The organism is Arthrobacter sp. NyZ413, assembly GCF_049390645.1.
Classification (GTDB): Bacteria; Actinomycetota; Actinomycetes; order Actinomycetales; family Micrococcaceae; genus Arthrobacter.
In genome coordinates, this window is sequence record NZ_CP155434.1 from 4,358,424 (window position 1) to 4,381,744 (window position 23,321).

Consider the following 23,321-nt stretch of genomic DNA (forward strand, 5'->3'; position numbering starts at 1 on the left):
GGGTCCCTGTCTGGCTACACCCTACCCATTTTCAAGGAGCACCATGTCTACAAAGCGAACAGCGCGGCTCGCTCTCGTTTCGGCATTTTCTGTCGGAGCACTCTTTCTGACCACCGGCTGCGGGGGTTCGGCAACCTCCGCCACGTCGGCGTCAGGAAATGAAAAAGGCCTGATCGGCATCTCAATGCGGTTCATCGCCGGAAACTCCTGGCTGAGCACGATGTCCGAGGGAGCGGTCAAGTCGGGCACCTCCAAGGGATGGACCATGGAAGCCGTCGATGCGCAGGGAAGCGCCCAGACGCAAATCCAGCAAATGCGCACGTTCATCAACAAAGGAGCGAAAGCGATCATCATCGAGCCGGTCGGCGACCGCAACGTGGCCGGCGGGATAGAAGCGGCCAAGGCCGCCGGGATCCCCGTGATCGTCGTCAACGACCGTGTCTCGGAGGAACTCGCGAAAAAGGTCACCTGCAACCTGCACGACGACGGCGAAGCCACCGCCGCACTGGTCGGCGAGAAAGCGGCTGCCGCCGCAGTCGCGAAGAAGGGCGAAAACTCAACCATCAACCTCTACATCCAGGCGCTGTTCCCCCAGGAACTCGTGACGCAAAGCCGCGAGGACGGGTTCATGAAGGGCTGGAACGACTACATGGCGAAACACCCCGGCGTGAAAACGAAGCGGATCCCCAACAATTACGGCGAAGCCCTCCCGGACAAGACCCTGACCGCAATGCGGAATGTCCTGGCCGGAAACCCGGACGTCGACGTTGTCTTCAACCAGACCGACGTCGTGATGCCCGCAGTGACGGAGGCCCTCAAGGGCGCCGGACTGATGGACCAGAGCGGCAAGACCAACGTCATCATCGCCGGTTTCGACGGCGGCATGGACGTGATCAAGGCAATGGCCGCCAATCCGTCGTCGAACGTCGTCGCCGATGGCCTGAACCAGCCGGCGCTGCAGGCCGCCTATGCCGTGGACGAGGCGATCGCCGCCGTCAACGGCCAGTCGACCGGCAAGTGCACCGGAAGCCCGGCCACCAGGATCCTGCCCCCGCTCGCGGTAACCCCGTCCGACGCCGGCAAGTACGTCACCGACAACCTCGCCTTCGCTGGCGCCGAGTAAGCGGATCCGCCATGACTGCGCCCGCTGAGCTAACCCTCCGCCCACTGATTTCGGTCTCGGGAGTCTCCAAGTCCTATCCCGGCACCAAGGCTTTGAGCGGAATCGATCTCGACATCATGCCAGGAGAAATCCACGGCATCGCAGGACAGAACGGTGCGGGGAAGTCCACCCTGGTTCGAATCCTTTCCGGTGTGGAGAAACCGGATGCAGGCACCGTTCTCATCGACGGAAACCCGGTCAGCCTGGACAGCCCGCAGGCAGCCCAGCGGGCCAGGATCATGACGGTCCACCAGGAACTGAGCCTTGTCCCGCACTTGTCCGTTGCTGAAAACGTCTATGTGGGCGACCTTCCACGAACGGCCGCCGGCACCGTCAACTGGCGCAAAGTACGTGAGCAGGCAGCCACGCAGTTGCAGCGGCTCGGTTTCGACATCGACGTCCGTGCCACTGTGGCATCGTTGCCGATTGCGCACCGCCAGGCGGTGGAGATCGCCAAGGCCATGAGCCGGGATGCCCGCATCCTCATCCTCGACGAACCCACGGCCACCCTCCCCCGCCACGACGTCCGGCAACTGTTCGCGCTATTGACACAGCTGAAGGCACTGGGCATCGCGATCATTTACATCTCCCACCATTTCGACGAGATGTACGAGATCTGCGACAAGATCTCTGTCTTCCGCGACGGCAAGCGGGTAGGCCTCTACGACGCCGACGAGGGCCAGCACTCCGTCATCCTTCAGGCCATGCTCGGCGGGGTCAGCGCGGAAAAGTCCAAAAAGCTCCAATTCGGCGGCGACCATGCCCGCCTTGGCGTCGGGCGCACGGGCGGCCAGGCCGCCGTCGAGGTCGCCGGCCTTCGGGACGGACGGGACCTTCATGGCGTCGACCTGACCCTGCACAAGGGCGAGGTGCTGGGCGTTGCCGGGCTCTCCGGCAATGGCCAAAGCCAGTTGGCAGCAGCCTTGTTCGGCTCACAGAGAGCGCAGGCGGACGTCTTCAAGGTCAACGGCCGGAACCGGCGGCGGCAAGATCCTGCACATTCGATCGCCCTCGGGCTTGGCCTGCTCCCGGAAGAACGCAAGACCCAAGGCCTAGTGTTGGCGATGTCCGTGACCCGGAACATCACCATGGCGTCACTTCCCAAGTTCTCACCGGGGTTCTTCCTCAGCAAGGCCAGGGAACTCAACGCCGCCCTGAAGATGCGCGACGCCCTGGCCATCAAGGTGGCCCATGTCGGCCAGCCCGTCGGGAACCTCAGCGGCGGCAACCAGCAGAAGGTGGCGTTGGCCAAATGGCTCGTCAGCGGCGTCCAGACCCTCATCATCGTCGAACCAACCAGGGGTGTGGATGTTGGCGCGAAGCTCGAGATTTATGAGCTGATCAGGGGCTTCGTCGAAGGCGGCGGCAGCGTCATCGTCATCACGTCCGAAATCGACGAGGCGCTCATGTGCGACCGTGTGCTGATCCTCAGCCGTGGCCGCATCACAGGCTCCGTCGACCGAGCCGAAATCGAAGAGCGCGGTGAAGCCGCCATCCTCGACCGATTCAACTGACCGTACCGCATCCGCAACAACAATGGAGTTCAAATCCATGGCACTCAACACAAGCTCGCGGCCGCAGACCGGAAAACAATTGCCAGGCCTGCCGACCGCGCTCAACTCAGTCAGCACGATCTTCACTTCCCTTGGTTCCAAGGGCTACCTGCTCGCCGTCGGCGCCATTGTCCTGCTGATCGGCAGCGCACTGTCCCAGCACTTCTTCACTTCCCGGAACCTCGTCTCCGTCTTGATCACGGCATCGGTGGTTTCCGTCCTGGCCGTTGGCCAGTACCTGGTAATCGTTACCGGGGGCATCGACCTGTCTGTCGGCGCCGTGGCCGCCGTGTCTTCCGTGCTGGCAGGGCTGGCCCTGCAGCAAGGCGCTTCCTGGCCCATGGCCCTCGTCCTGGCGCTGCTCGCCGCGGGCCTGATCGGCGTCTTCAACGGCCTGGTGATTGTCTACGGCGGAATCACACCGTTCATCGTCACGCTGGCCATGATGAGCATCGCCCGGGGCGTCGCGTACATCCTGCAAACCGGCCGGCAAGTGGCCATTGAGGACGAGGCATTCCTAGCAGCCTTCACCGCCAACATCGGCCCATTGCCGGCTCCGGTGATGATCGCCCTGATCGTAACCATCGTCTTCGCAATCGTGATGTCCCATACCCGCTTCGGCCGCAGGCTCTATGCCCTCGGCGGAAACGCTGAAGCTGCGCGGTTGTCCGGCCTCCCCGTCAAGCGCGACATCGTCGGAGCGTACGTCCTCTCCTCACTGCTGGCCGGCCTGGGCGGCGTGATGATCGCAGCGCAACTCACCGAAGGAAGCGCCATCATCGGTGATGGATACGAACTGAACGCGATTGCCGCCGTCGTGGTCGGTGGTGCCTCGCTCTTCGGCGGCACCGGTGACCCTATCAGCGCTGTACTCGGCGGCCTGATCATTGCCGTGATCCTGAACATCATGGACCTCCTGGGCATCCAGGCGCAGCCTCAGCTGATCGTCAAGGGTGCAGTGATCCTGCTGGCGGTGCTGTTCACCAGCGGCGTCGGCAACAAGCTCCCCGGGGCCCTCAGAAAGCTGATCTTCCAGCGATCCGCCGGCCGCGGCAGTTTGACGCAGGAGGTGCAGCCGGATGCCGACCGCAAGTGAAACGACCGCAACCCACTGGGCCTTCTTCAGCCACGCTGAGGCTGAGACCGTCGAGGCGGTCTGCGAACGGATTTTCCCCAGCGACGACGGCAAGCCCGGCGCCCGGGATATCAGGGTGGTCACCTTCATCGACAAGGCGACGGCGGAGGAAGACGTGGCACTGCGTCGATGCTACCGGGACGGCGTCAAGGCCCTTAACAACCTCTGCGTCGAGCTCTACAGCCAGGAGTTCGCGGCGCTTTCGCCGGAGCAGCAGGACAGCGTGCTGGAACGCATCGACGCTTCCAGCGAAGCAGATCACGCCCGTGCCGACGACCTTTTGGCCACGTTCTTCGCACTCGTCTGGGAACACACCATCCAAGGGCTCTTCTGCGATCCCGGCTACGGCGGAAACCACGACGCGCTCGGCTGGAAGCTGGTCGGTTTTCCCGGCGCTCAATGGGGCTACAACGCCGCGCAGATGAAGCCCGGCTTCGACTCCACCACCATCCCCATCAAAACCTTGGATGACCTACGCAGAGAATTGAGGCGGCATGACTGAGGGAGCAGAGGCCATCGTCGTCGGCTTGGAAGCCTCCGGCGGCATCATCGCAGAGCAACTTGCCAAAGCCGGCGTACGCGTCCTCGCCTTCGACAAGGGCCCCGTGCACACAACGGACGAATTCACCTTCAAGCAGGACGAGGTGAAGTACTACTCCCGCGGCTCCTTGGTGCCACAGCTATCCACCGACCCCGTCACATGGCGTCCCAACGAGTCAACGACGGCGGAACTTCTTCCTTGGGCTGCAGGCGTCCGCGGAAACAGCGAGCCCTTGCACCTGCCGCCGTCGATCGGTCCCGGTGGTGGAACACTCCACTGGGGCGGTGCCTCATGGCGCCACCGCGACGCCGACTTCAAGATGAAATCCCTGATCGAGGAGCGCTTCGGACCTGAAGCGCTCGACTCCGACTCCACCATGGTGGACTGGCCGATCGGCTATGACGACCTGGAGCCCTACTACGACCGGGTGGAATGGGAACTTGGCGTCTCCGGACAAGCCGGCAACGTCAAGGGCGCGCCGGATCCGGCCGGAAACCCGTACGAGTCCACGCGCGAACGCGGCTTCCCGATGCCTCCGCTGCGCACTGCACCGGCAGATGAGCGGTTCAAGGCTGCCTGCCAGCGGCTCGGCTACAAGCCGTTCCAACAGCCAGCGGCCGTGGCATCCACCGATTACAAGTCCTTGAAAGGTTGCGAGTACTGCGGCTTCTGCCATGGCTACCTCTGCCACGTCAACGCGAAACAGTCCAGCCGCATCACCTCCGTTGAGGCGGCGCTGAAGACCGGAAACCTGGAAATTCGTGCGTCCTCCCGTGTCTTCCGCCTCGACCGCGACCCCTCAGGGCAGCGGATCACAGGCGTCTCCTATTTCGACGCGGACGGCAAGGAGCACCAGGTCCAATCCGAACTCGTGGTGGTGGCGTGCTACGCCCTGGAGAACAGCCGCCTCCTGCTCGCGTCCGGTATCAACGCCAACGGGCAGGTGGGACGGAACTTCATGACCCACAGCTTCGGGTGGTGCACAGTTGTCCTTCCGGAATTCAGCAACCCGTTCATGGCTCCGCTGGTTGCCGCGAGCGTTGTGGACGACCTGAACTGCGACGGCGTGCCGGACAACGACGAGGGAGTGATGTGGGGTTCCGTCCTCACGAGCATTCCCGGAGACCTGCAACCAATCGAAGCGGCGCACAACCTCCCTCCCGGGATGCGCCGGTGGGGCGGGGGCTTCAAGTCCTGGTTCACCGAGAACTACCGCCGGCTCATGGGAATCCACAACCAAGTCCCGAGCTTCCCCAGCAAGAAGTACTACGTGGACCTCGACCCCAAGGTCAAGGACAAGTTCGGCCAGCCCGCCCTCCGCATCACCCACGACTGGTCCGCGCACGACCTCGCCGCGCTGAAGTATTTCGAGAAGGTCAAGCGCGGCATTGCTGAAGAAATGGGTGCAACCCAGTTCTGGTCCGAACCGACCCCTCCCGCATACCACCTTTCAACCCATGAAGTGGGTACCCACCGCATGGGTGAAAACCCCGAGGACTCCGTAGTGGACATCTACGGCGAGTCCCATGAGTGCAAGGGCCTGTACGTCGTGGGAGGTGGCCAATTCCCCACATTGTCCGGCTATAACCCGACCCAAACCCTGCAGGCGCTGGCCTACCTCACCGCCGACAAGATCCTCGAAAGGGTCTGATCGGGGAAGGTCCGAGCCCCCAAAACCATCCGAAAACCCCACTGCCGGCCTGGAACCCAGTCCGGCGACCGCAACAAGAAAGAGAAACAATAATGGTTGACCCATACGCCATCGTGGCGCTGTCCAACACTGTCCACACGATCAAAAAGCGTGAGGATGCCGTCGAGAACACCAAGCGGATCTGCGACTTCATGGACCCCGCCGTCATGGTCGCGGCCACCGACGGTGCTCCCGTCAAGCTCGTTGTCCTGCCGGAAATGGCCATCCAGGGCATGTTGCCCGATTTCAAGGCCGGCAACCGTGAGGCACATGAAGCGTTTGCCATGACCATCCCCGGCCCGGAAACCGAGATCCTCGGCCAGAAGGCCCGTGAGCTCAACACCTACATCGCCGCCGAGCTCTACCTGGTCCGCGACGACGACTTCCCGGGCCACCTGTTCAACGTCGCCTTCATCATCGACCCGAACGGTGACGTGGTCTACAAGCGCTACAAGTCGACGTCGGACGCTTATGAAGGTGGCGCCCTGGGCACCACCAATCCGCACGACATCTGGGACGAATTCATCCAGAAGCGCGGCAACGGCAGCCTCCTGGATGCATTCTTCCCCGTGGCCAAGACCGAGATCGGCAACATCGGCTACATCATTTGCCACGAGGGCGCGTACCCGGAGACCTCGCGCGGCCTGGCGATGAACGGTGCCGAACTCATCATCCGCGGCACGCTGATTGAGCCCCAGGTGGGCCTGGGCATGTGGGAACTGCAGAACCGCGCCCACGCCATGTTCAACCAGGTCGTGGTCGTGGCGCCGAACCTTGGTCCGCAGCGCAACGACGACGGCAGCCTGTTCGACCTCTTCGGCGGGCAGTCGATGATCGTTGACCACAAGGGACGCGTCCTCGTGAAGAACGAAGGCGTCAGCGGCGGCGATTCGTTCGTCAGCAGCGTCGTGGACCTTGAGGCGCTGCGCCGCTCGCGCGCCGCGAATGGTGTCACCAACTGGTTCAAAGATCTGCGGACCGAGATGTACGCCGGAATCTACGAGCAGCCGATCTACGAAAAGAACCAGTACATCGACACCCTCCCCGCCGAGGGCTGGCTTGCCCGTGAGGCAAAGCGCCGCGGCATGAACATCCAAAAGCTCATCGAGCGCGGCCTCCTGACCGCTCCGTCGAGCAACTAACCCGTCCCCGGGGCGGTTCCCGCCAGGGATCCCCCCGGGACGGTCCTCGCCCCACGGCCGAAAACGCGGGTGTCCGGCCTTCTCCCCCGGCCGGACACCCGCCCCTTCGCCACAGAACCACCAGAACCTGCACATCCGAAAGGAAACCGCATGTACGCCGCAGTGCTCCGAGCCCCCGGCCCCATCGAGCGCCAACCGCTGGACTACAGTGAGGTTCCCGAACCAGCTCCCGGCCCCGGTGAAGTCTCCATCAGCGTCCTGGCGTGTGGTGTATGCCGCTCGAACCTGCACATGGTTGAAGGAGACTGGATGCCGAATACCCCGGCGTCCTTGCCGATCATCCCGGGCCACGAAGTCATCGGTCGGGTGAAAGCCCTGGGACCGGGCGTCAGCAACCTGGCAATCGGTGACAGGGTGGGCGTCCAGCCCATCTGGTCTACCTGCGGCCAGTGCGAACACTGCATCGGCGGCCACGAACATCGTTGCCGCAGGCGGCAGATCACAGGAGAAACCCGCGACGGCGGTTACGCGGAGGTCATAGTGGCGCATGCAGCCTTTGCCTGCAAAATCCCCGATTCCCTGTCCGACACGGAAGCTGCCCCACTGTTTTGTCCAGGCATCACGGCGTACGGCGCAGTTAAGAAGGCCATGCTCCGGCCCGGGCAAAGCGTGGCGGTCCTGGGAATCGGAGGGGTGGGCCATTTGGCCCTGCAGATGGCGGCGCTTACCGGCGCCAACGCCAATGCGGTCTCACGGAGTCCGGAGGCCCGGACGCTGGCCGAGCAGTTGGGGGCACGCGGCGCGTACGCCCCGGCCGGTAATGACCACGGCTACGTCCTTCGGGACGGATCCCAGGATGCCGCCATCGTTTTTGCCCCTTCCGATCAGGCTGTCGCCGAGGCGTTGCGTGTCATCAAGCCGGGCGGCCGCGTTGTCCTCGGGGTCGCGCAATCCGTTGGGGCCATGGACATCGGAGATGAAAAGACCGTGCTGGGCACCGTCCTCGGGACCCGGCAGGACATGGCCGACGTCCTGGGTTTGGCAGTTGACGGCAAACTCCATGCTGTCCACCAGGACTTCCCGCTGAGCCAGGCCAACCAGGCCCTGCAGCAACTGAAGGCCGGGAAACTGCGGGGCCGCGCCGTCCTGGTTCCAGGCGCATGACCGTGGCAGCGTCCGGACCCCTCCGGTTTCTCATGGTCGGAAGGGGCTGGCGGGCCGACTTCTATTTCAGGCTGGCACGTAGCTTGCCGGACCATTTCGCTTGCGTCGGAGCCGTCACTCGAACGGCTGAGGCGGCAAGCGAGATCGAGTCCACGTGGCAGGTCCCCACCTATCGGAGCATCGACGACGCCGTCGCGCGGCAACGGCCCGACGTTGCGGTGACGTGCGTTCCCCGCGAGGCAAACCCGGAGATCCTTCGCGCCCTCGTCAGCCTCGGCGTACCGGTCCTTTCGGAAACCCCGCCGGCCGCCAACCTCGCAGCCCTGCATGAGCTCTGGGAAGCGGTGGGGTCCACAGGCCTGGTCCAAGTCGCCGAACAACACCCCAGCCTTCCCGCCTTCAGCGCGGTCTTGAGCTTGATAGCCGACGGCGTCTTCGGCGATGTCAGTTCCGCTTCGGTGTCCTGGACCCACGACTACCACACGGTGTCCATGCTGCGCCTGCTGCTCTCCGTAGGGCACGGTCCGGTACGCATCCGTGCAACCCGGACCTACGGTCAGCTCATGAACGGTCCCGGCAGGGAGGGGCCTCCATCCGTCCGCCGGATTGAGCGGGTGGCCCAAACGCACGCATTGTTGGCTTGGGACGGAAGTACTGGATTCTACGACTTCACGGACACCCAATGGTTCAACCCGCTGCGTGGCCGCCATCTCCAAGTTCGCGGCAGCATCGCCGAACTCACGGGAACGCGCCTGACGCAGCTGTCCCCCGACGGCGACCCAGTCGCCGTCACGATCGAACGTCGCCAGCTCGGTCTCGACGGCAACCTCGAGGGTGCCGGGCTGGATACCCTCAGTGCCGCCGGCAACGTCCTGTACCGCAACCCCTTTCCCGGCGTACCCCTGTCGGACGAAGAAATCGCCATCGCCACATGCCTGCGCAATTCACGGCCGGCGGACAGCTCCAAGGGCTATTCGCTGGCGGACGGCTGCCAGGACCACTATCTCTCCCTCCTGATCCACGAAGCGGCTGAAACGGGACAACCAGTCAGCTCCGTGCCTCAACCCTGGCACAGTCCGGGCAACTCCTAGCCAAGCACCTCGACATAGAAGGAACACCCGCATGAAGAATCGCACCCTCGGCCGCACCGGTTTGTCTGTTTCGCCGGTCTGCGTCGGAACCAGTGCCCTCGGCAGCCATCCCACCCAGTACGGCTATGAGGTGGACACCGAAACAGGAGTGGCAACGATCCGCCGCGTCTTGGAAGGCCCGTTCAACTTCATCGACACCTCCAACGAATACGGCCATGGCGGCGACAGCGAACGCCGAATCGGCAGCGCCCTAAGGGAAGCGGGAGGCTTGCCGAAAGACGTCGTCGTTGCAACGAAAGTGGATCCGATCGTCGGGACAACGGACTTCTCCGGGGACCGCGTCCGCAGATCGGTTGAAGAAAGCCTCGAACGCCTTGGACTGGACCGGCTCCAATTGGTCTACTTCCACGACCCCGAGAAGATCACCTTCGAAGAAGGCACCGCGCCGGGCGGTCCGCTTGAAGCACTCATTGAGCTGCGCGACCAGGGCGTGATTGAGCATTTGGGCGTGGCTGGCGGCCCGATTGACCTCGAACTGAAATACCTCGCCACCGACGCATTCGATGTTGTCATCAGCCACAACCGGTACACACTCGTTGACCAAAGCGCGGAGCGGCTTATCCAGGATGCCCAGGCCAGGCAGGTGGCATTCGTGAACGCGGCGCCGTTTGGCGGCGGGATGCTCGTCAAGGGGCCCGACGCCGTCCCGAACTATTGCTACCGCGCTGCAAGCGAGTCGATCATCGCCCGGGTGAAGAAAATGGAACAGCTGTGCCGGGAATACGGCGTGCCGTTGGCCGCCGCCGCCCTCCAGTTCTCCACGCGGGACCCTCGGGTCGCCTCGACCATCGTCGGCATGTCCGATCCGGCTCGGGTGGACCAGACGGTCGAGTTGGCCGAATGGGACATATCGGCCGAATTGTGGGACGGACTGCTTCCCCTGGCCCACGCAGGTTCGGGCGAATTGGACTGACACTCCGGAATTCCGCATCCTAAGCCCGCCCCGCGAGGCAAACGCGATCGCCCCTGCCGGTACCGAACATGAATTCCGGCGGGGGCGATCGCGTTTATTCGACGACGACCGGGGCTGGAGACGGCGGGCTTCTCATCAGGGCGCACTTCGTGACACCGTTGGGGCAGAACAATTGACCCCGGACGCCGTTTGAGGAGCATCCATGACACCCGCCGCTGACCCGGCCGCCACGCGCCTACCCTACCCGGACGAGAGGCGGGAACTCATCCTGGCCAAGCTTCGCGCCGAAGGGCGGGCAGATGCCACGGCCGTTGCCGCTGAACTCGGGGTCACTAACGAAACCGTCCGCAAGGACCTCGTCGCACTGGAACAGTTGGGCCTCCTGCGCCGCGTCCACGGGGGTGCGGTGGCCGCCGGGCGCATCAGCTACGAACCGCCGATAAGTGCGCGTACGGACTTCGCGGACGAAAAGGCCCGCATCGCCCGGGCTGCGCTCCACCATCTCCCTACGGACGGAGCGATCCTCCTCGACGCCGGTTCGACGACTTCGAAGTTGGCTGAACTCCTGCCCAGGGACCGGGTCATAAGGGTCTACACTAACAGCCTGCCCATAGCTATGTCCTTGGCCGACGCTCCCCTCTTGACGGTCTACACCCTGGGCGGCCGGGTGCGGCGGGACAGCGCGGCCGAAGTCGATGATTGGGCCGCCCGCTCACTGGCAGACATCAACGTCGACGTCGCATTCCTGTCGGCAACCGCAGTTTCGCTTGAGCGCGGCCTAACTACGCCCGACGCCTCGGAAGCGGCAGTCAAGCGGCTCATGGGCGCTAGCGCCCGCCGTCGGATCCTGCTCGCCGACCACAGCAAATTCGACAGGGTCAGCACGTGCAGGCATGCCGAGCTATCCGAGATGGACGTCGTGATTACCGATGCCAGCATCGAACCAAAGCTGCTGCAGTCCATGCGTTCGTCGGGTGTTTACGTGGAGATTGCCTGAACTGCACGACCAGGAAGTGGCCCAGTCACCGCCAAGCCACTGGCAGTCACGACGCCATTATGGATGGCGAACGCGGTCATCGCCCGGACCGGGGTCCGTAGGTCGAACGACCAAGCCGGAAAAGTTCCCGACACTACGTTGGAACGTACCTTGACCGCATCGAGGTCATGGTCTGATTGCCAATTGCCGCGGAAATCGTAGGTAAAGATCCTCAGGGGCTTCCCGGTTTGGAACTCAAGGCAGCAGTGGCGCATGCCACCCCCAGCACCTTGGGGCACCTCCACACCAATGATGAAGTTTCCGGTACCGGGCAGCTCACCGCGGTAGTGCAGCTCAAGGACGTACTCGTGATCGCGCCGCGCCAGCGTGGCTTGGAGCAGCAACGGGTTATAAGCATGGACGGGGCGTGAGAACTCGCTGCACATCCTGCCTCCTGTGCGCGTGACGGGACGCCGCAAGCCACAGGGCGCGGGTCGGTTATCGGGTAGGGGATTCCGGCCCGCCACTGCCCCCGTCACCGTTGAGCTGAAATCGCCTGAAACCTATCATCGAGCCAAGTCCTCCTCCGGCGGTTTTTCGCAAATTCCTCGCGAAAGCTTCATCCAGCGCCAAAATACCGTTCCGCGGCATCACGCCGTGCAATGCTGAGCGATCGCTGCAGCCCGGTGAGGCTTTGCCTCGCGAGTTCCTCGTGCTGGAGCAACTCCCTCGTGGTTAGACCGGTGGAGTCCTTCAAAGCACGGCGGAGGTTCTGGACGTCGGAAAAGCCACTCGCCCGCGCGATTTCCGCAAACGGCACGTGGCGCGCATGCGGCTCAAGCAGGAGCCGAAGCGCCTCGCTTGCCCTGATAGTCCGTAGGTAGGCGCCCATCGGCAATTGCTCGCGCTCAAAGAGATGGAACAAGGAACGACGCGACATGTTGAACCGCTCCGCCACGGAATCCGGGCCCAAACCGAGGTTCCGGTAATTTGCCCTGAGGTACTTCCTGATCGCCTGACGCTTTGCGGGACCAAGTGCTGTTTCGTCGGCCGGGACGCTGAGCAGTGAACTGACCAGAGACGCCACGATGGATTTGAAGATGCTCGCAACCCCTGGGGCTTCGCGGTCGATTTCTTCGTGTCGCCAATTCATCAGGGCCGGCACCACGAAGCCGGCCACCAGCGGATGGCTGCTGAGGTTCGGCAAGCGGAGCAGGCGTGAGTGGGACGCGTCGTCCAGCTCCAGGCTTGACCGGCTGACGTTGACTTGAACGGCATGCAATCCGGAAGGCGCGTGGAAACCACCGCTGTGCGAGACATCCAGGAACCTGACACAACCCGAGTCCACCGGTTCGGTTACTCCGGCCAGGCAGAAGGTTACTTTCGGGGCCCTTCGGAAGTAGACGAGCCGCAGATCTTCGGAATCAGGATTGCTTTTCCAAGACGCGGCAACAGGCTCGTTATGTACTTCGATGAGGCTGAAGTCCGCGCTGGCAAAAGTGACGGCCCGCGGGCTGAATTCGGGAGATACGCGGTTCTCTGTCCGTTCAAGCCTCATGGGGGTTTCCACGGCGCTGCCGTACCAATTGCGCCAGTGTTCGAATTTCTCCTCCGGGCGCAGTTCAGGCGGGACCCGGTATTGACGAAGTTGGGCAGTCAAGGTTGGGAATGCCTCCATATTGCTTGCCAAACGATTCTAGCCGACCGCCTGGCGGCACCCAAAAGCAGGACTCTCACCAAATCACCACAAATGTAAGAAGACCCCGTCACCGAGGTCCGGGACGGGGTCTTCATTTACAGTCAGAGACTGTTTGGGCTGCTAGCGCGCCTTACTTTCCTGCGACGACCTCGAGGTCGATCACGGCGGAAACGTCCTCGTGCAGGCGAACGTTGGCCTGGTACGAACCAACAGACTTGATGTGGTTCGGCAGTTCGACGTTGCGCTTGTCGATGGCGCCGAGGCCGGCAGCCTCAACAGCAGCAGCGACGTCGGCCGGCTTGACCGTGCCGAAGAGACGACCGGTTTCGCCGGCCTTCACTACGAGCTTGACCTTCTTGGAGGACAGAGCCGAAGCCTGTGCCTGTGCAGCTTCGATCGAAGCGTGGGCGCGAGCGGCGCGGGCAGCCTTGATGGACTCAACCTGCTTCTCGCCACCCTTGGTCCAAGTCAGGGCGAAGCCGCGGGGCAGGAGGTAGTTACGTGCGTAACCGTCCTTGACCTCGACAACATCGCCAGCAGCACCGAGACCGGTTACTTCGTGGGTCAGAATGAGCTTTGCCATGTTAGTTAATCCCTTCCTTAGCCGCGGCCAGCGCCGGAGTAAGGCAGCAGAGCAACTTCGCGGGCGTTCTTGATTGCCTGGGCGATCTTGCGCTGTTCCTGCACCGTGACGCCAGTGACGCGACGGGCGCGGATCTTTCCGCGGTCGGAGATGAACTTGCGCAGCAATGCTACGTCCTTGTAGTCGATGACAGTGATGTCAGCGGCCTTCAAGGGGTTGGACTTTGGTTTGGGCTTACGGAGTTCAGCCTTAGCCATCGTGGAGCTCCTTTTCTATGGAGCCCGTGGAGTTGATCCACGGGATGGTGGTGTTCGACGGCGGCAACCACCCGATTGCCTCGCGGCAGTTTCCGGCGGGTCCCGGCGTCGAACTTTAGTGAATGTTTAGAAGGGAGGTTCGGAATCCGGGCCGTTGCCCCATCCGCCCGCGTTGCTGACGCCCGGGGTAGACCAGGGGTCGTCCTGCGGTGCGGACTGGCCGCCGCCCCAATTTCCGCCGGAGTTGCCGCCCTGGTTTCCACCAGAACCGCCTCCAAAGCCACCGCTGTTGCCGCCGCCGAAGCCACCTTGGCCACCCCCGCCGGAGCGCTGGGTGCGGTTGACCTTTGCGTTGGCGTAACGCAGGCTCGGGCCGATTTCATCAACCTCGAGCTCGATAACGGTGCGCTTCTCGCCTTCCTTGGTTTCGTAAGAACGGCTCTTCAAGCGGCCGGAAACGATCACGCGCATGCCCTTGGTGAGGGATTCGGCGACGTTTTCAGCTGCTTCCCGCCATACCGATGCGCGGAGGAACAGGGTTTCCCCGTCCTTCCACTCATTCGACTGGCGGTCGAAGGTCCGGGGAGTAGAAGCGATGGTGAAGTTCGCTACTGCCGAGCCTGACGGTGTGAACCGCAACTCGGGGTCATTGGTGAGATTACCGATGACCGTGATAGTGGTCTCGCCTGCCATCTACTGCCTCCTTGTTCGTTCCTGCGTGGATAAAGAGTGAAAGCTTGGAGCTGAAATTACTCAGCAACAACCTTCTGGTCTTCGGGGCGGATGATCTTGGTGCGCATGATGGTCTCGTTGAGACCCAACTGGCGGTCAAGTTCCTTGGCGGTTTCCGGCTTGGCGGTGAAGTTCACCACGGCGTAGATACCTTCGGACTTCTTCTTGATGTCGTAAGCCAGGCGACGACGGCCCCAGATGTCAACCTTTTCGATGGTTCCACCATCGTTGGTGATGACGTTGAGGAACTTCTGAAGCGACGGCTCAACGGTACGCTCTTCGACCTCGGGGTCGATGATTACCATCAATTCGTAAGGACGCATATGTGAACCCACCTCCTTTGGGCTAAGCGGTTACGGCATTTCCGTAACAGGAGGTTCATTTGCGATGAACAGTGCGCGCGTCCCGTTCCCGAATCGGAAGCAGGACGCAGCACAGACTTCAATATCTTAGTGCATTCCCCGCGACTAAGCCTATTCGGCGTGTCGACCAGGCGGTACGCCGGACTTGGCGTATGTGGATAACATGACCATCCTCAAATCCGTTGCCCTCTTCGTGCTCGCGGCCGTCGCCGAGATCGGCGGGGCCTGGCTCGTGTGGCAATCGGTCAGGGAAGCCAAACCGTGGTGGTGGGCAGGGCTGGGGATCGCGGCCCTCGGGATTTACGGTTTCGTCGCGGCATTTCAGCCGGATGCGCACTTCGGCCGCATCCTCGCCGCATATGGAGGAGTGTTCATCGCAGGGTCCCTCGCCTGGGGAATGCTACTGGACGGCTTCCGGCCGGACCGCTGGGACGTCGTCGGCGCCATGATCTGCCTCCTGGGCGTCGCCATCATCATGTTCGCACCGCGCCAAGGCGCCTAGGGAGCGTAGCCCGCCAAAGCGGCCGTCACGTCGGACACTCTCCTGGACCGTCCGACGTCGGGATCCCCCGGTTTTCCCTGGATGCGCGACGTTCCAAGCGCCAAAAACCTGCGTGGCGTGACGCCGGGGACAGCCGCCAAGCGTGCCATGATCGGACTATGAACGCCGCCGCAAAGAAGAACGAAAGTCACAAGTCGGCCCGTGCAAAGCGCGCGCAAGTGCGGTTCCTGGTGATGATTGCCGCCGGAATCGCGACGGCGGTTGCCACCGGAATCTGGGGCGAGTGGATCTATGCTCCGGCGGCCGGTTGGGCTGTGGCCGCCGCGGTCTACAGCGTTTCCGTGTGGACCGCGATCACGCCCATGAAGGCCGATGAGACAGCCAGCCACGCGACCGAAGAAGATCCCCGGCGCCCCACCTCCGATCTGCTCATCCTGCTGGCCGCAATCGGCTCCCTCGCGGCCTTCGTCCTGGTGATGTTCGGCGCCAAGGACGCCCACGGGATCGACAAATTCATGCTCGCCCTGCTGGCCCTCGTCGGCGCATCGGCTTCATGGCTTCTGGTGCACACCCTGTTCACCTTGCGCTACGCCGAGATCTACTACACCCAAACCCCGCCCGCCGGGATTAGTTTCAACCAGGACCAGCCGCCGCAGTACACCGATTTTGCCTACATGGCGTTCAGCCTGGGCATGACGTACCAGGTTTCGGACACGTCGATCACTACCCGTGAAATGCGTTCCGCGGCCCTGCGCCACAGCCTGCTCGCCTACGTCTTCGGCGTCGGGATCCTGGCAACCACCATCAACCTCGTGGTGAGCCTCGCGAGCTAAACAGCAGCGCGGGCTAAACAGCCGCTCGGAAGAACACCTCCGCCACCGTGGCCAGGCGCTGCGGATCGTCCACGCCGCACAATTCACGCGCCGAGTGCATGGACAAGAGCGGCACCCCGACGTCGACCGTCCGGATCCCCAGGCGCGTCGCCGTGAGCGGTCCAATGGTGGAGCCGCACGGGACGTCGTTGTTGGAGACGAACTCCTGGTACGGCACGTCAGCATCGCCGCAAAGTCGCGCCCAAAACGCGGCACCGGTTGCGTCCGTGGCGTAGCGCTGGTTGGCATTGATCTTCAGGAGCGGACCGCCGTTGAGGATGGGGCGGTTGGCGGGATCATGCCGTTCGGGGTAGTTGGGGTGGATCGCGTGGCCGGCGTCCGCGGAAACGCAGAACGACGCCGACAGGGCCTGCCGCCGCGCGCTCACGGTTGCGCCGAGGCCGTCTGAGATCCGGGTCAGGATGTCTTCAAGGATGGGTCCGCATGCGCCCGAGCGGGAAGCGGAGCCGATTTCCTCATGGTCGAAGGCGGCAAGCACCGCGATGGGTCCGGCAACCGGGGCGCTGGCATGCGCGATCAACGCGGTCAGTCCGGCATGCGTGGACGAGAGGTTGTCGAGCCGTCCCGAGGCGAAAAACTCGCCGTTTGCACCGAAAATCTCCGGCGCCTGGGTGTCCGCCACCACGATGTCGTAGCCGCCAATCCCGGCCGGATCCACGGAAGCGCCCGGGACGGAGGCGGCCAGGATTCCCAGGACGTCCGAAGATTCAGGGGCGCCGAGGCCGAACACCGGATTCATGTGGTGTTGCTTGTCCAGCGTGAGGCCATCGTTGACGGCCCGGTCCAAGTGGATGGCCAGCTGGGGGAAGCGCAGGAGCGGGCCCGTGGCGGTGAGGTGCTGGGTTCCGTCGAGCATCACCAGGCGTCCGGCCAGGCGGAGTTCGCGGTCCAGCCAGGAGTTCAGCAAGGGGCCGCCGTAGACTTCCACCCCTGCTTGGAGCCAACCGAACTTCCCGGTAGTGGGCTTGGGCTTGAGCTTGAACGACGGCGAATCGGTATGTGCGCCAAGGATGTTGAAGCCGGTGGCCGGGGTTGCGCCTTCGGGGGTCACCCACGCGATCAAGGCGCCATCACGGATGACGTAGAAGCTGCCAGCCCCGCCATCCCACGGCTCAAGCTCGTCCAGCGCGGTGAAGCCGGCCGCGTCGAGCCGCCGCGCGGCCTCGTGCACGGCGTGGAAGCTCGACGGCGACGCGCTCACGTACGCGCCGAGGTCCTGGATGTGTTCTACAGCGGAGTTCGAAGGCATGGCTCCGAGTCTAGTAGTCCGGATTACTCGGAATCACGAGCCCCGTTTCGTACGCATAGACCACCACTTGCACGCGGTCGCGCAAATGAAGTTTGGTGAGGATCCGCCGGACGTGTGTTTTCACGGTGGCCTCGGACAGGAAGAACTTGTGCGCGATCTCGGCGTTGGATAGCCCGCCGGCAATCGCTTCCAGGATCTCGGTTTCGCGGGGGGTGAGTTCTTCGAGCAAGGGATCGCGCGCGGGAGCCGGGACATGGCCCGGCACCTTGCCGCCACGCACATAGGTCTCCAGGAGCCGCTGCGTGACCCGCGGAGCCACGACGGCGTCGCCGCTCGCGACGAGCCGGACGCCGTGGACCAATTCCGACGGCGCGACGTCCTTGAGCAGGAACGCCGAAGCGCCCGCTTGAAGTCCGGAGAAGGCGTACTCGTCGAGGTCGAATGTGGTGAGGATGATGATCCTGGCGCCGGATTCAGAGGCCGTGATGCGCCGGGTTGCTTCGATGCCGTCCATCGCGGGCATCCGGACGTCCATGAGGACAACGTCGGGCTGGAGTTCTGCGACCTTCGCCACCGCTTCGGCGCCGTCCGAGGCTTCGCCCACCACCTCGAGGTCTTCTTCCCCTTCGAGGATGAGCCGGAATCCCATGCGCAGCAGGGGCTGGTCGTCCACCAGCAGGACCTTGATCGTTGCGTTGCCTGTCACGTCTTCACCTTGTCGCCGTTCCATGTCAGCTCCGCGCGGACCCGCCAACCGCCCTTGGGGCCCGGGCCTGCGTCCACCGAACCAGCATAGATTCCCGCCCGCTCGCGCATCCCCGCGATGCCTTGTCCGGTACCCAAAGCCGATTGGTCGGTGCCCGGCTCGAGCGAGCCTTTGCCGTCGTCGCGCACTTCGATGGTGACCTGGTCACCCTCGCGGACGATCTGCACATCCACTTGCCCCAACGACCTCCCGTACCGCAGCACGTTGGTGAGGGACTCCTGGACAATGCGGTAGACGGTTAGTTGGAAGGCGGTGTCTTCCGGAAGCGCCGGACCGGTGTGCGAATAGTGCACCGGCAGCCCGGCCGTCCGGAATCCGTCCAGCAGCTTGCTCAAGTCATGGGCGGAAACCGTGGGCTCCAAAGGTGCAGGTCCGCCCGAATCGTCCCGCAGCACGCCGAGGACGCGCCGCATGTCCGCCAACGCCGTCCTGCCGGTCCGCGAGAGTTCCCCCAACACCTCGCCTGCGCGGGCTGGATCCTTCTTGACCACGACGGCGGCACCGTCCGAAAGGCTGACCATTACGGTGAGCGAGTGGGCAACGACGTCGTGCATTTCCCGGGCGATCCGGTTCCGTTCCGTGACGGAACCCAGGCGGGCGGTGCGTGCGGCCCACGCCCGGATTTCACTTTCGTGCTCGCGGCGCTGCCGCACCGAAATACCGATGCCGGTGGCGATCAGGTTGGACAAAACTATGCTGACGGCGGCCGTGATGTTGCTGATGAGGTGGAAATTTTCCGGAACCTGCTCTGTTCCGGTCGGCGCTACCGGGCTGATCCACATGAACAGGTACACCAAGGTCAAGGGCAGGCTAGCGGCGCCAAGAATGGTCAGCGCGAAAGTCCGCGTCCGCGACACCGCTACCGCGTAGAGCGCGAACCACAAGCCGGCGGAGACGTTCGAGCCCCATGGATACAGCAAGGTCACGGCAACTTCGAGGACGGCTACCGCAGCGGTAACGCTCAGCTGGAACCGGTGCCGGAAGAAAAGGATGGCCGCAATGGCCACAAGCAGGACGGACGCGAGCCACTTGCCGTCCGAGATGGATCCCACGAACGTGGGCAGCGCCAGGAGCGAATAGCAAAGCACCACCACGGCGTCCATGGCCCGCGGATGTTCGAACAGGTAGCGGCGGATCCTGCCGCGGCGGCGCAGGGTGATTTCAGCAAAGGACGCATCGGCCACGTGGGCCGATGCGTCCTGCGCTGGCAACTCTTCACTCATGGATTGAGCCTAGTGCGGCCGTACCGGGGTCGGCTGGCCACGGCGGCTGATCAGACGTCGCGCTTCTTGAGCACAATGAGGGCCGGAACCATGAACAGGATGATGTATCCAAGGAACACGAGTCCGCCCGCCCAGGGGTCCAGGGTGCCGTCCACGTGGCCGATCGACAGGAATCGTCCGGCTGCCTCGCTGGGCAGGTACTGGGGGACGTATTTCCAGAAGTCACCGGGCGCGAAGGCCAGGAACTGGCCAGCGAAGGGAAGCACGAACATGATGCCGACCAGGATCGTGATCCCGCCTGCCGGGTTCTTCAGCAAGGTTCCCAGCGAAAGTCCGATCAACGCGACGCCGGAGACATACAGGCCGCCCGTGAAAACGCTGTAGATGACGCCGTCAGTGTTCCAGCCCAGGCCGAGATCGAAGTTGGCGAACATGGGCGATGCCAGCAAGAAGGTCACGACGCCGCCCACGATGGACAGCACGTAGGACACAACAACCAGGACCAGCGCCTTGGCACCGAACGTGGACAGCCGGTCCGGAGCTGCGTTCATGGTGGAGCGGATCATGCCCGTGGCGTACTCGGAGGCAATGAACAGCACGGCCAGGGATCCCATGATCAGGATGCCGATGTTGAGGCCTGCGTTCGGCAGGTTGTAGAGATCGAATCCCGATCCTGCCGGGAAGGACTGGATTGCCTGCTGCGCCGATTCCTTGTGCCCCTGGCGGCCCACAGTTACCATCTGGTTGATGAAGTTCCAGCGGACCAGCGCGGACAGGAAGCCGATGCCGACAATCGCCACGAACGTCAGGCACAGCAGGAGCTTGGTGCTCATGAGGGTCCGGAACTTGATGGACTCGGAGTTCAGGACGCGGAAGAAATTGACGCCGGGGGTCCCGGCCGAGGGGCCCGCATGCTTCTTGCTGATGGTAGCGGTGCTCATGACTGGATGCCTTCCATGGTGGCGGAGGAATTGGCGGCGACTCCGGCAGGGCTTGCCCCGCCTTGGACGGCCGGCGCGCCGGGACCACCCGGAGCTGCGGGTCCGCCGCTGATGTGCGAGTGGTACTCGACCTCGTCCTTGGTGAGCTGGAAGTAGGCCTCTTCCAGGGAGGACGTGAGCGGAGTGAGTTCGTAGACCAGGACCCGGTTGTCGAGCGCGAGCTGGCCGATGCGGAGCGGCTCCACGCCATAGACCTCGAGGGTTTCGCGTTCGTTCTGCTCGACGCGGACGCCGTCGCGGGCCAAGAGCTCGGACAGGCGCGTGGTCTCGGAGGTGCGCACCAAGGTGCGCTTGCGGGACTGGCTTTCGATCAGCGAATCCACCGAGGTATCGGCGATGATCTTGCCGCGCCCGATGACGATGAGGTGGTCCGCGGTCTGGGCCATCTCGGACATGAGGTGGCTCGAAATGAAGATCGTCTTGCCTTGGCCGGCGAGGTACCGTGCGAGGTTCCTGACCCACTGCACGCCTTCGGGATCGAGCCCGTTGACCGGTTCGTCGAGGATGAGCGTCTGGGGATCGCCGAGGAGCGCGTTGGCGATGCCGAGGCGCTGGCCCATGCCGAGGGAGAACCCTCCGGCCTTCTTCTTGGCAACTGCGGTGAGCCCGGTCATTTCGATGACTTCGTCCACGCGGGCGTTGGGGATGCCGTGCGTCGCGGCCATGGCGCGCAAATGGTTGTAGGCGCTGCGGCTCGTGTGGACTGCTTTCGCGTCGAGCAGTGCCCCTACCTGGTGCAAGGGCGCCTTGTGCTGGGAGTAGTGGAGGCCATTGACGGTGACGTCGCCCGACGTGGGGCGGTCGAGGCCCATGATCATGCGCATTGTGGTGGATTTGCCGGCGCCGTTCGGGCCAAGGAAGCCCGTGACCTTTCCGGGCTGTACGGTGAAGCTGATTCCGTCCACGGCTGTCTTTGCGCCGTAGACCTTCCTCAAGCCTTTTGCTTCAATCATGGAAGCGTTCCCTCCGCTTGCTGCAGCTAAGTGTTGACTGTACGTACAACGCTAACCATCGGCGCAGGCGAATTCGCCGGTCTCAGGGATGATTCAGGGTCCGGTCAGGGTAATCCCTCCGGATGATTCCGCCGGAATCCAGCTCAATAATGCGCCCGAAAACGGGCTCAGGAGAGAGGCGAGTAGACCCGTAGCGCCCGACGCCGGACGCTGAACTCGGCGGTCCGCACACCTGCCAGCGGCTCGCCGTCGACCGCCACCACCAGCGGTTCACCATCCGTCTCGATGCTGAGCCGCACGGCCTCGCTGAGGTGGGTCACCTTGGAGGTGCCCGTGGTCCCCGTGAAGACCGCCCACAGCAGCCGAAGCCGGGCGAATGGCTCGTCGGCGGTGACCATGCGGATGTCCAGGACGCCGTCGTCGAGGACCGGGCGCGTGAGAGGTGCGACGTCGCGCGGATAGAAGCGTCCCCGGCCCAGGTAGAGGATCCAGAGTTTGTGGGGGACGTTGTTGATCCGGAGCGTCGTGGGGGTTGCCGCGCCGAAAGTGCGCAGCCCGGCGATGATTCCCGCAAGCGGCTTCCCCAGGGCGTGCTCGAGGTGTTCACGCCGGCGCACCAGGTTGGGGTAGACGCCGATGCTCGCCGTATTGAGCATGGTGAGTTCAGTGACCTCATGCGTGCCGTCCAGGCCGCGGCCCGCGGTCACGTGGCCCAAATCGGTCCATGCGGCGGTGCCCGCCTTGGCGGCGTTGACCGCTTCATCGAGGACCCGGGTGTCGATGTCCCGGGCGAAGTGGTTGAGCGTTCCTCCCGGAAGGACCAAAAGCGGTAATGAGTGCTCGACGGCGGCAGCCGCGGCCGTGCCGACCGTACCGTCGCCGCCCCACACGCCCAAGGCCTTGGTTCCGGGCTTTCGGGCTGCGGCGCGGATTTCCTCCTCGACGTCATCGTCGCCCGCTATGACCTTAATATGCGCCTTGGGGAATATTTCCCGCAACTGGGTTTCCGTCTCCGGCGAGTAGGACCCGCCGAGGGCGTTGACAGCGATACTGAGCCCCGCGCCGTCGTCGATCGCGGGGGCGTCCGCCGGCGTGCGCTCCGGTACCGGGACCGGGGGCCGGACCGGCCACCACTTCCGGGTGAGGAACGCTGCACCCGCGCCGATCGCCGATCCGAGCACGACGTCGGAAGGCCAGTGCGCGCCGGTGTGGACGCGGGAATACGCCACGCCCGCGGCAAGCGGAGCAAGCGCCGCACCGAGGCCGGGATGCACCATCGCCACGCCGAGCGTGAAGGCGACGGCAGACGCCGAATGCCCCGAAGGCATGGATGAGCTGGTGGGCTGCGGGTGGACGAAGCGGAATGCGGGAAGGTGCTCGGGGAGCGGCCGCGTTCGCGGGAGGAGTGTCTTGAAACCCAGGTTGGTCACTGCCGAAGCGACGCCAAGGGCCATGAGGCCGTGGATCGCGGCGTTGCGGGGCTTGCCCGGAATTGTCCCCAGGACTCCCGCGAAGGCGAACCAAAGCTTGCCCTTTGTGGCAGCGGCGGAAAGGTTCCTGAGGATCGCGTCATGGCGGCCTTCCGGCAAGCGCGACACGGCACGAACGGCTGCCCGATCGAGTTGCGCTACGCTAGTTAGGCCCCCTCGGCCCAATCGCAGCTTGCTTAGCATC

25 protein-coding genes are annotated in these 23,321 nt (G+C 63.8%); 12 read left to right on the forward strand and 13 right to left on the reverse strand.

Features of this window, described 5'->3' with window-relative positions:
* Positions 1-43 precede the first annotated feature (43 nt).
* The 10 genes from ABCW42_RS20360 (at position 44) to ABCW42_RS20405 (ending at position 11,448) form a co-directional block, all read left to right on the forward strand.
* Positions 44-1,123 carry a sugar ABC transporter substrate-binding protein gene (locus tag ABCW42_RS20360; protein ID WP_423182892.1) on the forward strand — a complete coding sequence of 360 codons (1,080 nt, stop codon included), beginning with the start codon at positions 44-46 and terminating at the stop codon, positions 1,121-1,123.
* Between the two features lie 11 nt (positions 1,124-1,134).
* Complete coding sequence (locus tag ABCW42_RS20365; protein ID WP_423182893.1) at positions 1,135-2,676, forward strand: sugar ABC transporter ATP-binding protein; 1,542 nt, start codon at positions 1,135-1,137, stop codon at positions 2,674-2,676.
* Positions 2,677-2,713: 37 nt separating this feature from the next.
* On the forward strand, positions 2,714-3,811 hold the full coding sequence (locus ABCW42_RS20370; protein ID WP_423182894.1) for an ABC transporter permease: 1,098 nt from the start codon (positions 2,714-2,716) through the stop codon (positions 3,809-3,811).
* On the forward strand, positions 3,795-4,352 hold the full coding sequence (locus ABCW42_RS20375; protein ID WP_423182895.1) for a gluconate 2-dehydrogenase subunit 3 family protein: 558 nt from the start codon (positions 3,795-3,797) through the stop codon (positions 4,350-4,352). Before ABCW42_RS20370 ends, ABCW42_RS20375 begins: the two co-directional genes overlap by 17 nt.
* Positions 4,345-6,042, forward strand: a complete 1,698-nt coding sequence (locus ABCW42_RS20380; RefSeq protein ID WP_423182896.1) for a GMC family oxidoreductase — start codon at positions 4,345-4,347, stop codon at positions 6,040-6,042. Before ABCW42_RS20375 ends, ABCW42_RS20380 begins: the two co-directional genes overlap by 8 nt.
* A 92-nt stretch (positions 6,043-6,134) precedes the next feature.
* Positions 6,135-7,223: a nitrilase-related carbon-nitrogen hydrolase gene (locus ABCW42_RS20385; protein WP_423182897.1), complete on the forward strand. Its 1,089-nt coding sequence runs from the start codon at positions 6,135-6,137 to the stop codon at positions 7,221-7,223.
* 150 nt (positions 7,224-7,373) lie between these two features.
* On the forward strand, positions 7,374-8,387 hold the full coding sequence (locus ABCW42_RS20390; protein WP_423182898.1) for a zinc-dependent alcohol dehydrogenase family protein: 1,014 nt from the start codon (positions 7,374-7,376) through the stop codon (positions 8,385-8,387).
* Positions 8,384-9,478 carry a Gfo/Idh/MocA family protein gene (locus ABCW42_RS20395; RefSeq protein ID WP_423182899.1) on the forward strand — a complete coding sequence of 365 codons (1,095 nt, stop codon included), beginning with the start codon at positions 8,384-8,386 and terminating at the stop codon, positions 9,476-9,478. Before ABCW42_RS20390 ends, ABCW42_RS20395 begins: the two co-directional genes overlap by 4 nt.
* Positions 9,479-9,509: 31 nt before the next feature.
* The gene (locus ABCW42_RS20400; protein ID WP_423182900.1) at positions 9,510-10,451 is read left to right on the forward strand and encodes an aldo/keto reductase; all 942 of its coding nucleotides are present in this window, start codon (positions 9,510-9,512) and stop codon (positions 10,449-10,451) included.
* A 202-nt stretch (positions 10,452-10,653) separates the two neighbouring features.
* Complete coding sequence (locus tag ABCW42_RS20405) at positions 10,654-11,448, forward strand: DeoR/GlpR family DNA-binding transcription regulator (protein ID WP_423182901.1); 795 nt, start codon at positions 10,654-10,656, stop codon at positions 11,446-11,448.
* On the opposite strand, the gene ABCW42_RS20410 is transcribed toward ABCW42_RS20405, so the two are convergent.
* The 6 genes from ABCW42_RS20410 to rpsF form a co-directional block, all read right to left on the reverse strand.
* Positions 11,430-11,873, reverse strand: coding sequence for a hypothetical protein (locus tag ABCW42_RS20410; RefSeq protein WP_423182902.1), 444 nt, complete (start codon positions 11,871-11,873; stop codon positions 11,430-11,432). The two genes, ABCW42_RS20405 and ABCW42_RS20410, sit on opposite strands and share 19 nt — an antisense overlap.
* Positions 11,874-12,046: 173 nt before the next feature.
* Positions 12,047-13,087 carry a helix-turn-helix domain-containing protein gene (locus ABCW42_RS20415; RefSeq protein ID WP_423182903.1) on the reverse strand — a complete coding sequence of 347 codons (1,041 nt, stop codon included), beginning with the start codon at positions 13,085-13,087 and terminating at the stop codon, positions 12,047-12,049.
* A 169-nt stretch (positions 13,088-13,256) separates the two neighbouring features.
* Positions 13,257-13,709: a 50S ribosomal protein L9 gene (gene rplI / locus ABCW42_RS20420; protein WP_133203712.1), complete on the reverse strand. Its 453-nt coding sequence runs from the start codon at positions 13,707-13,709 to the stop codon at positions 13,257-13,259.
* Positions 13,710-13,726: 17 nt separating this feature from the next.
* Positions 13,727-13,966 carry a 30S ribosomal protein S18 gene (gene rpsR, locus ABCW42_RS20425; RefSeq protein WP_003800144.1) on the reverse strand — a complete coding sequence of 80 codons (240 nt, stop codon included), beginning with the start codon at positions 13,964-13,966 and terminating at the stop codon, positions 13,727-13,729.
* Between the two features lie 126 nt (positions 13,967-14,092).
* The gene (locus tag ABCW42_RS20430) at positions 14,093-14,659 is read right to left on the reverse strand and encodes a single-stranded DNA-binding protein (RefSeq protein WP_133203713.1); all 567 of its coding nucleotides are present in this window, start codon (positions 14,657-14,659) and stop codon (positions 14,093-14,095) included.
* A gap of 56 nt (positions 14,660-14,715) precedes the next feature.
* On the reverse strand, positions 14,716-15,021 hold the full coding sequence (rpsF, locus tag ABCW42_RS20435; protein ID WP_133203714.1) for a 30S ribosomal protein S6: 306 nt from the start codon (positions 15,019-15,021) through the stop codon (positions 14,716-14,718).
* 202 nt (positions 15,022-15,223) lie between these two features.
* Between rpsF and ABCW42_RS20440 the strand changes: the two genes are divergently transcribed.
* Entirely contained in the window at positions 15,224-15,562 is a 339-nt protein-coding gene (locus tag ABCW42_RS20440) for a YnfA family protein (RefSeq protein ID WP_423182904.1), read from the forward strand.
* On the opposite strand, the gene ABCW42_RS20445 is transcribed toward ABCW42_RS20440, so the two are convergent.
* The gene (locus ABCW42_RS20445) at positions 15,559-15,711 is read right to left on the reverse strand and encodes a hypothetical protein (protein WP_423182905.1); all 153 of its coding nucleotides are present in this window, start codon (positions 15,709-15,711) and stop codon (positions 15,559-15,561) included. The two genes, ABCW42_RS20440 and ABCW42_RS20445, sit on opposite strands and share 4 nt — an antisense overlap.
* Positions 15,712-15,720: 9 nt before the next feature.
* Between ABCW42_RS20445 and ABCW42_RS20450 the strand changes: the two genes are divergently transcribed.
* Positions 15,721-16,395: a DUF1345 domain-containing protein gene (locus tag ABCW42_RS20450; RefSeq protein WP_423182906.1), complete on the forward strand. Its 675-nt coding sequence runs from the start codon at positions 15,721-15,723 to the stop codon at positions 16,393-16,395.
* Positions 16,396-16,408: 13 nt separating this feature from the next.
* Here the strand turns inward: ABCW42_RS20450 and ABCW42_RS20455 are convergent, their stop codons facing one another.
* The 6 genes from ABCW42_RS20455 to ABCW42_RS20480 form a co-directional block, all read right to left on the reverse strand.
* Positions 16,409-17,704 (reverse strand): M18 family aminopeptidase, encoded by a 1,296-nt coding sequence (locus ABCW42_RS20455; protein ID WP_423182907.1) that lies wholly within the window; start codon positions 17,702-17,704, stop codon positions 16,409-16,411.
* A 10-nt stretch (positions 17,705-17,714) separates the two neighbouring features.
* Complete coding sequence (locus ABCW42_RS20460; RefSeq protein WP_423182908.1) at positions 17,715-18,434, reverse strand: response regulator; 720 nt, start codon at positions 18,432-18,434, stop codon at positions 17,715-17,717.
* Positions 18,407-19,693: a sensor histidine kinase gene (locus ABCW42_RS20465; protein WP_423182909.1), complete on the reverse strand. Its 1,287-nt coding sequence runs from the start codon at positions 19,691-19,693 to the stop codon at positions 18,407-18,409. Before ABCW42_RS20465 ends, ABCW42_RS20460 begins: the two co-directional genes overlap by 28 nt.
* A 50-nt stretch (positions 19,694-19,743) precedes the next feature.
* On the reverse strand, positions 19,744-20,634 hold the full coding sequence (locus ABCW42_RS20470; RefSeq protein ID WP_423182910.1) for an ABC transporter permease: 891 nt from the start codon (positions 20,632-20,634) through the stop codon (positions 19,744-19,746).
* Positions 20,631-21,647, reverse strand: coding sequence for an ABC transporter ATP-binding protein (locus ABCW42_RS20475; protein WP_423182911.1), 1,017 nt, complete (start codon positions 21,645-21,647; stop codon positions 20,631-20,633). The genes ABCW42_RS20470 and ABCW42_RS20475 overlap by 4 nt, the downstream gene beginning before the upstream one ends.
* 167 nt (positions 21,648-21,814) lie before the next feature.
* Positions 21,815-23,320, reverse strand: a complete 1,506-nt coding sequence (locus ABCW42_RS20480) for a bifunctional phosphatase PAP2/diacylglycerol kinase family protein (RefSeq protein WP_423182912.1) — start codon at positions 23,318-23,320, stop codon at positions 21,815-21,817.
* Position 23,321: the final 1 nt, after the last annotated feature.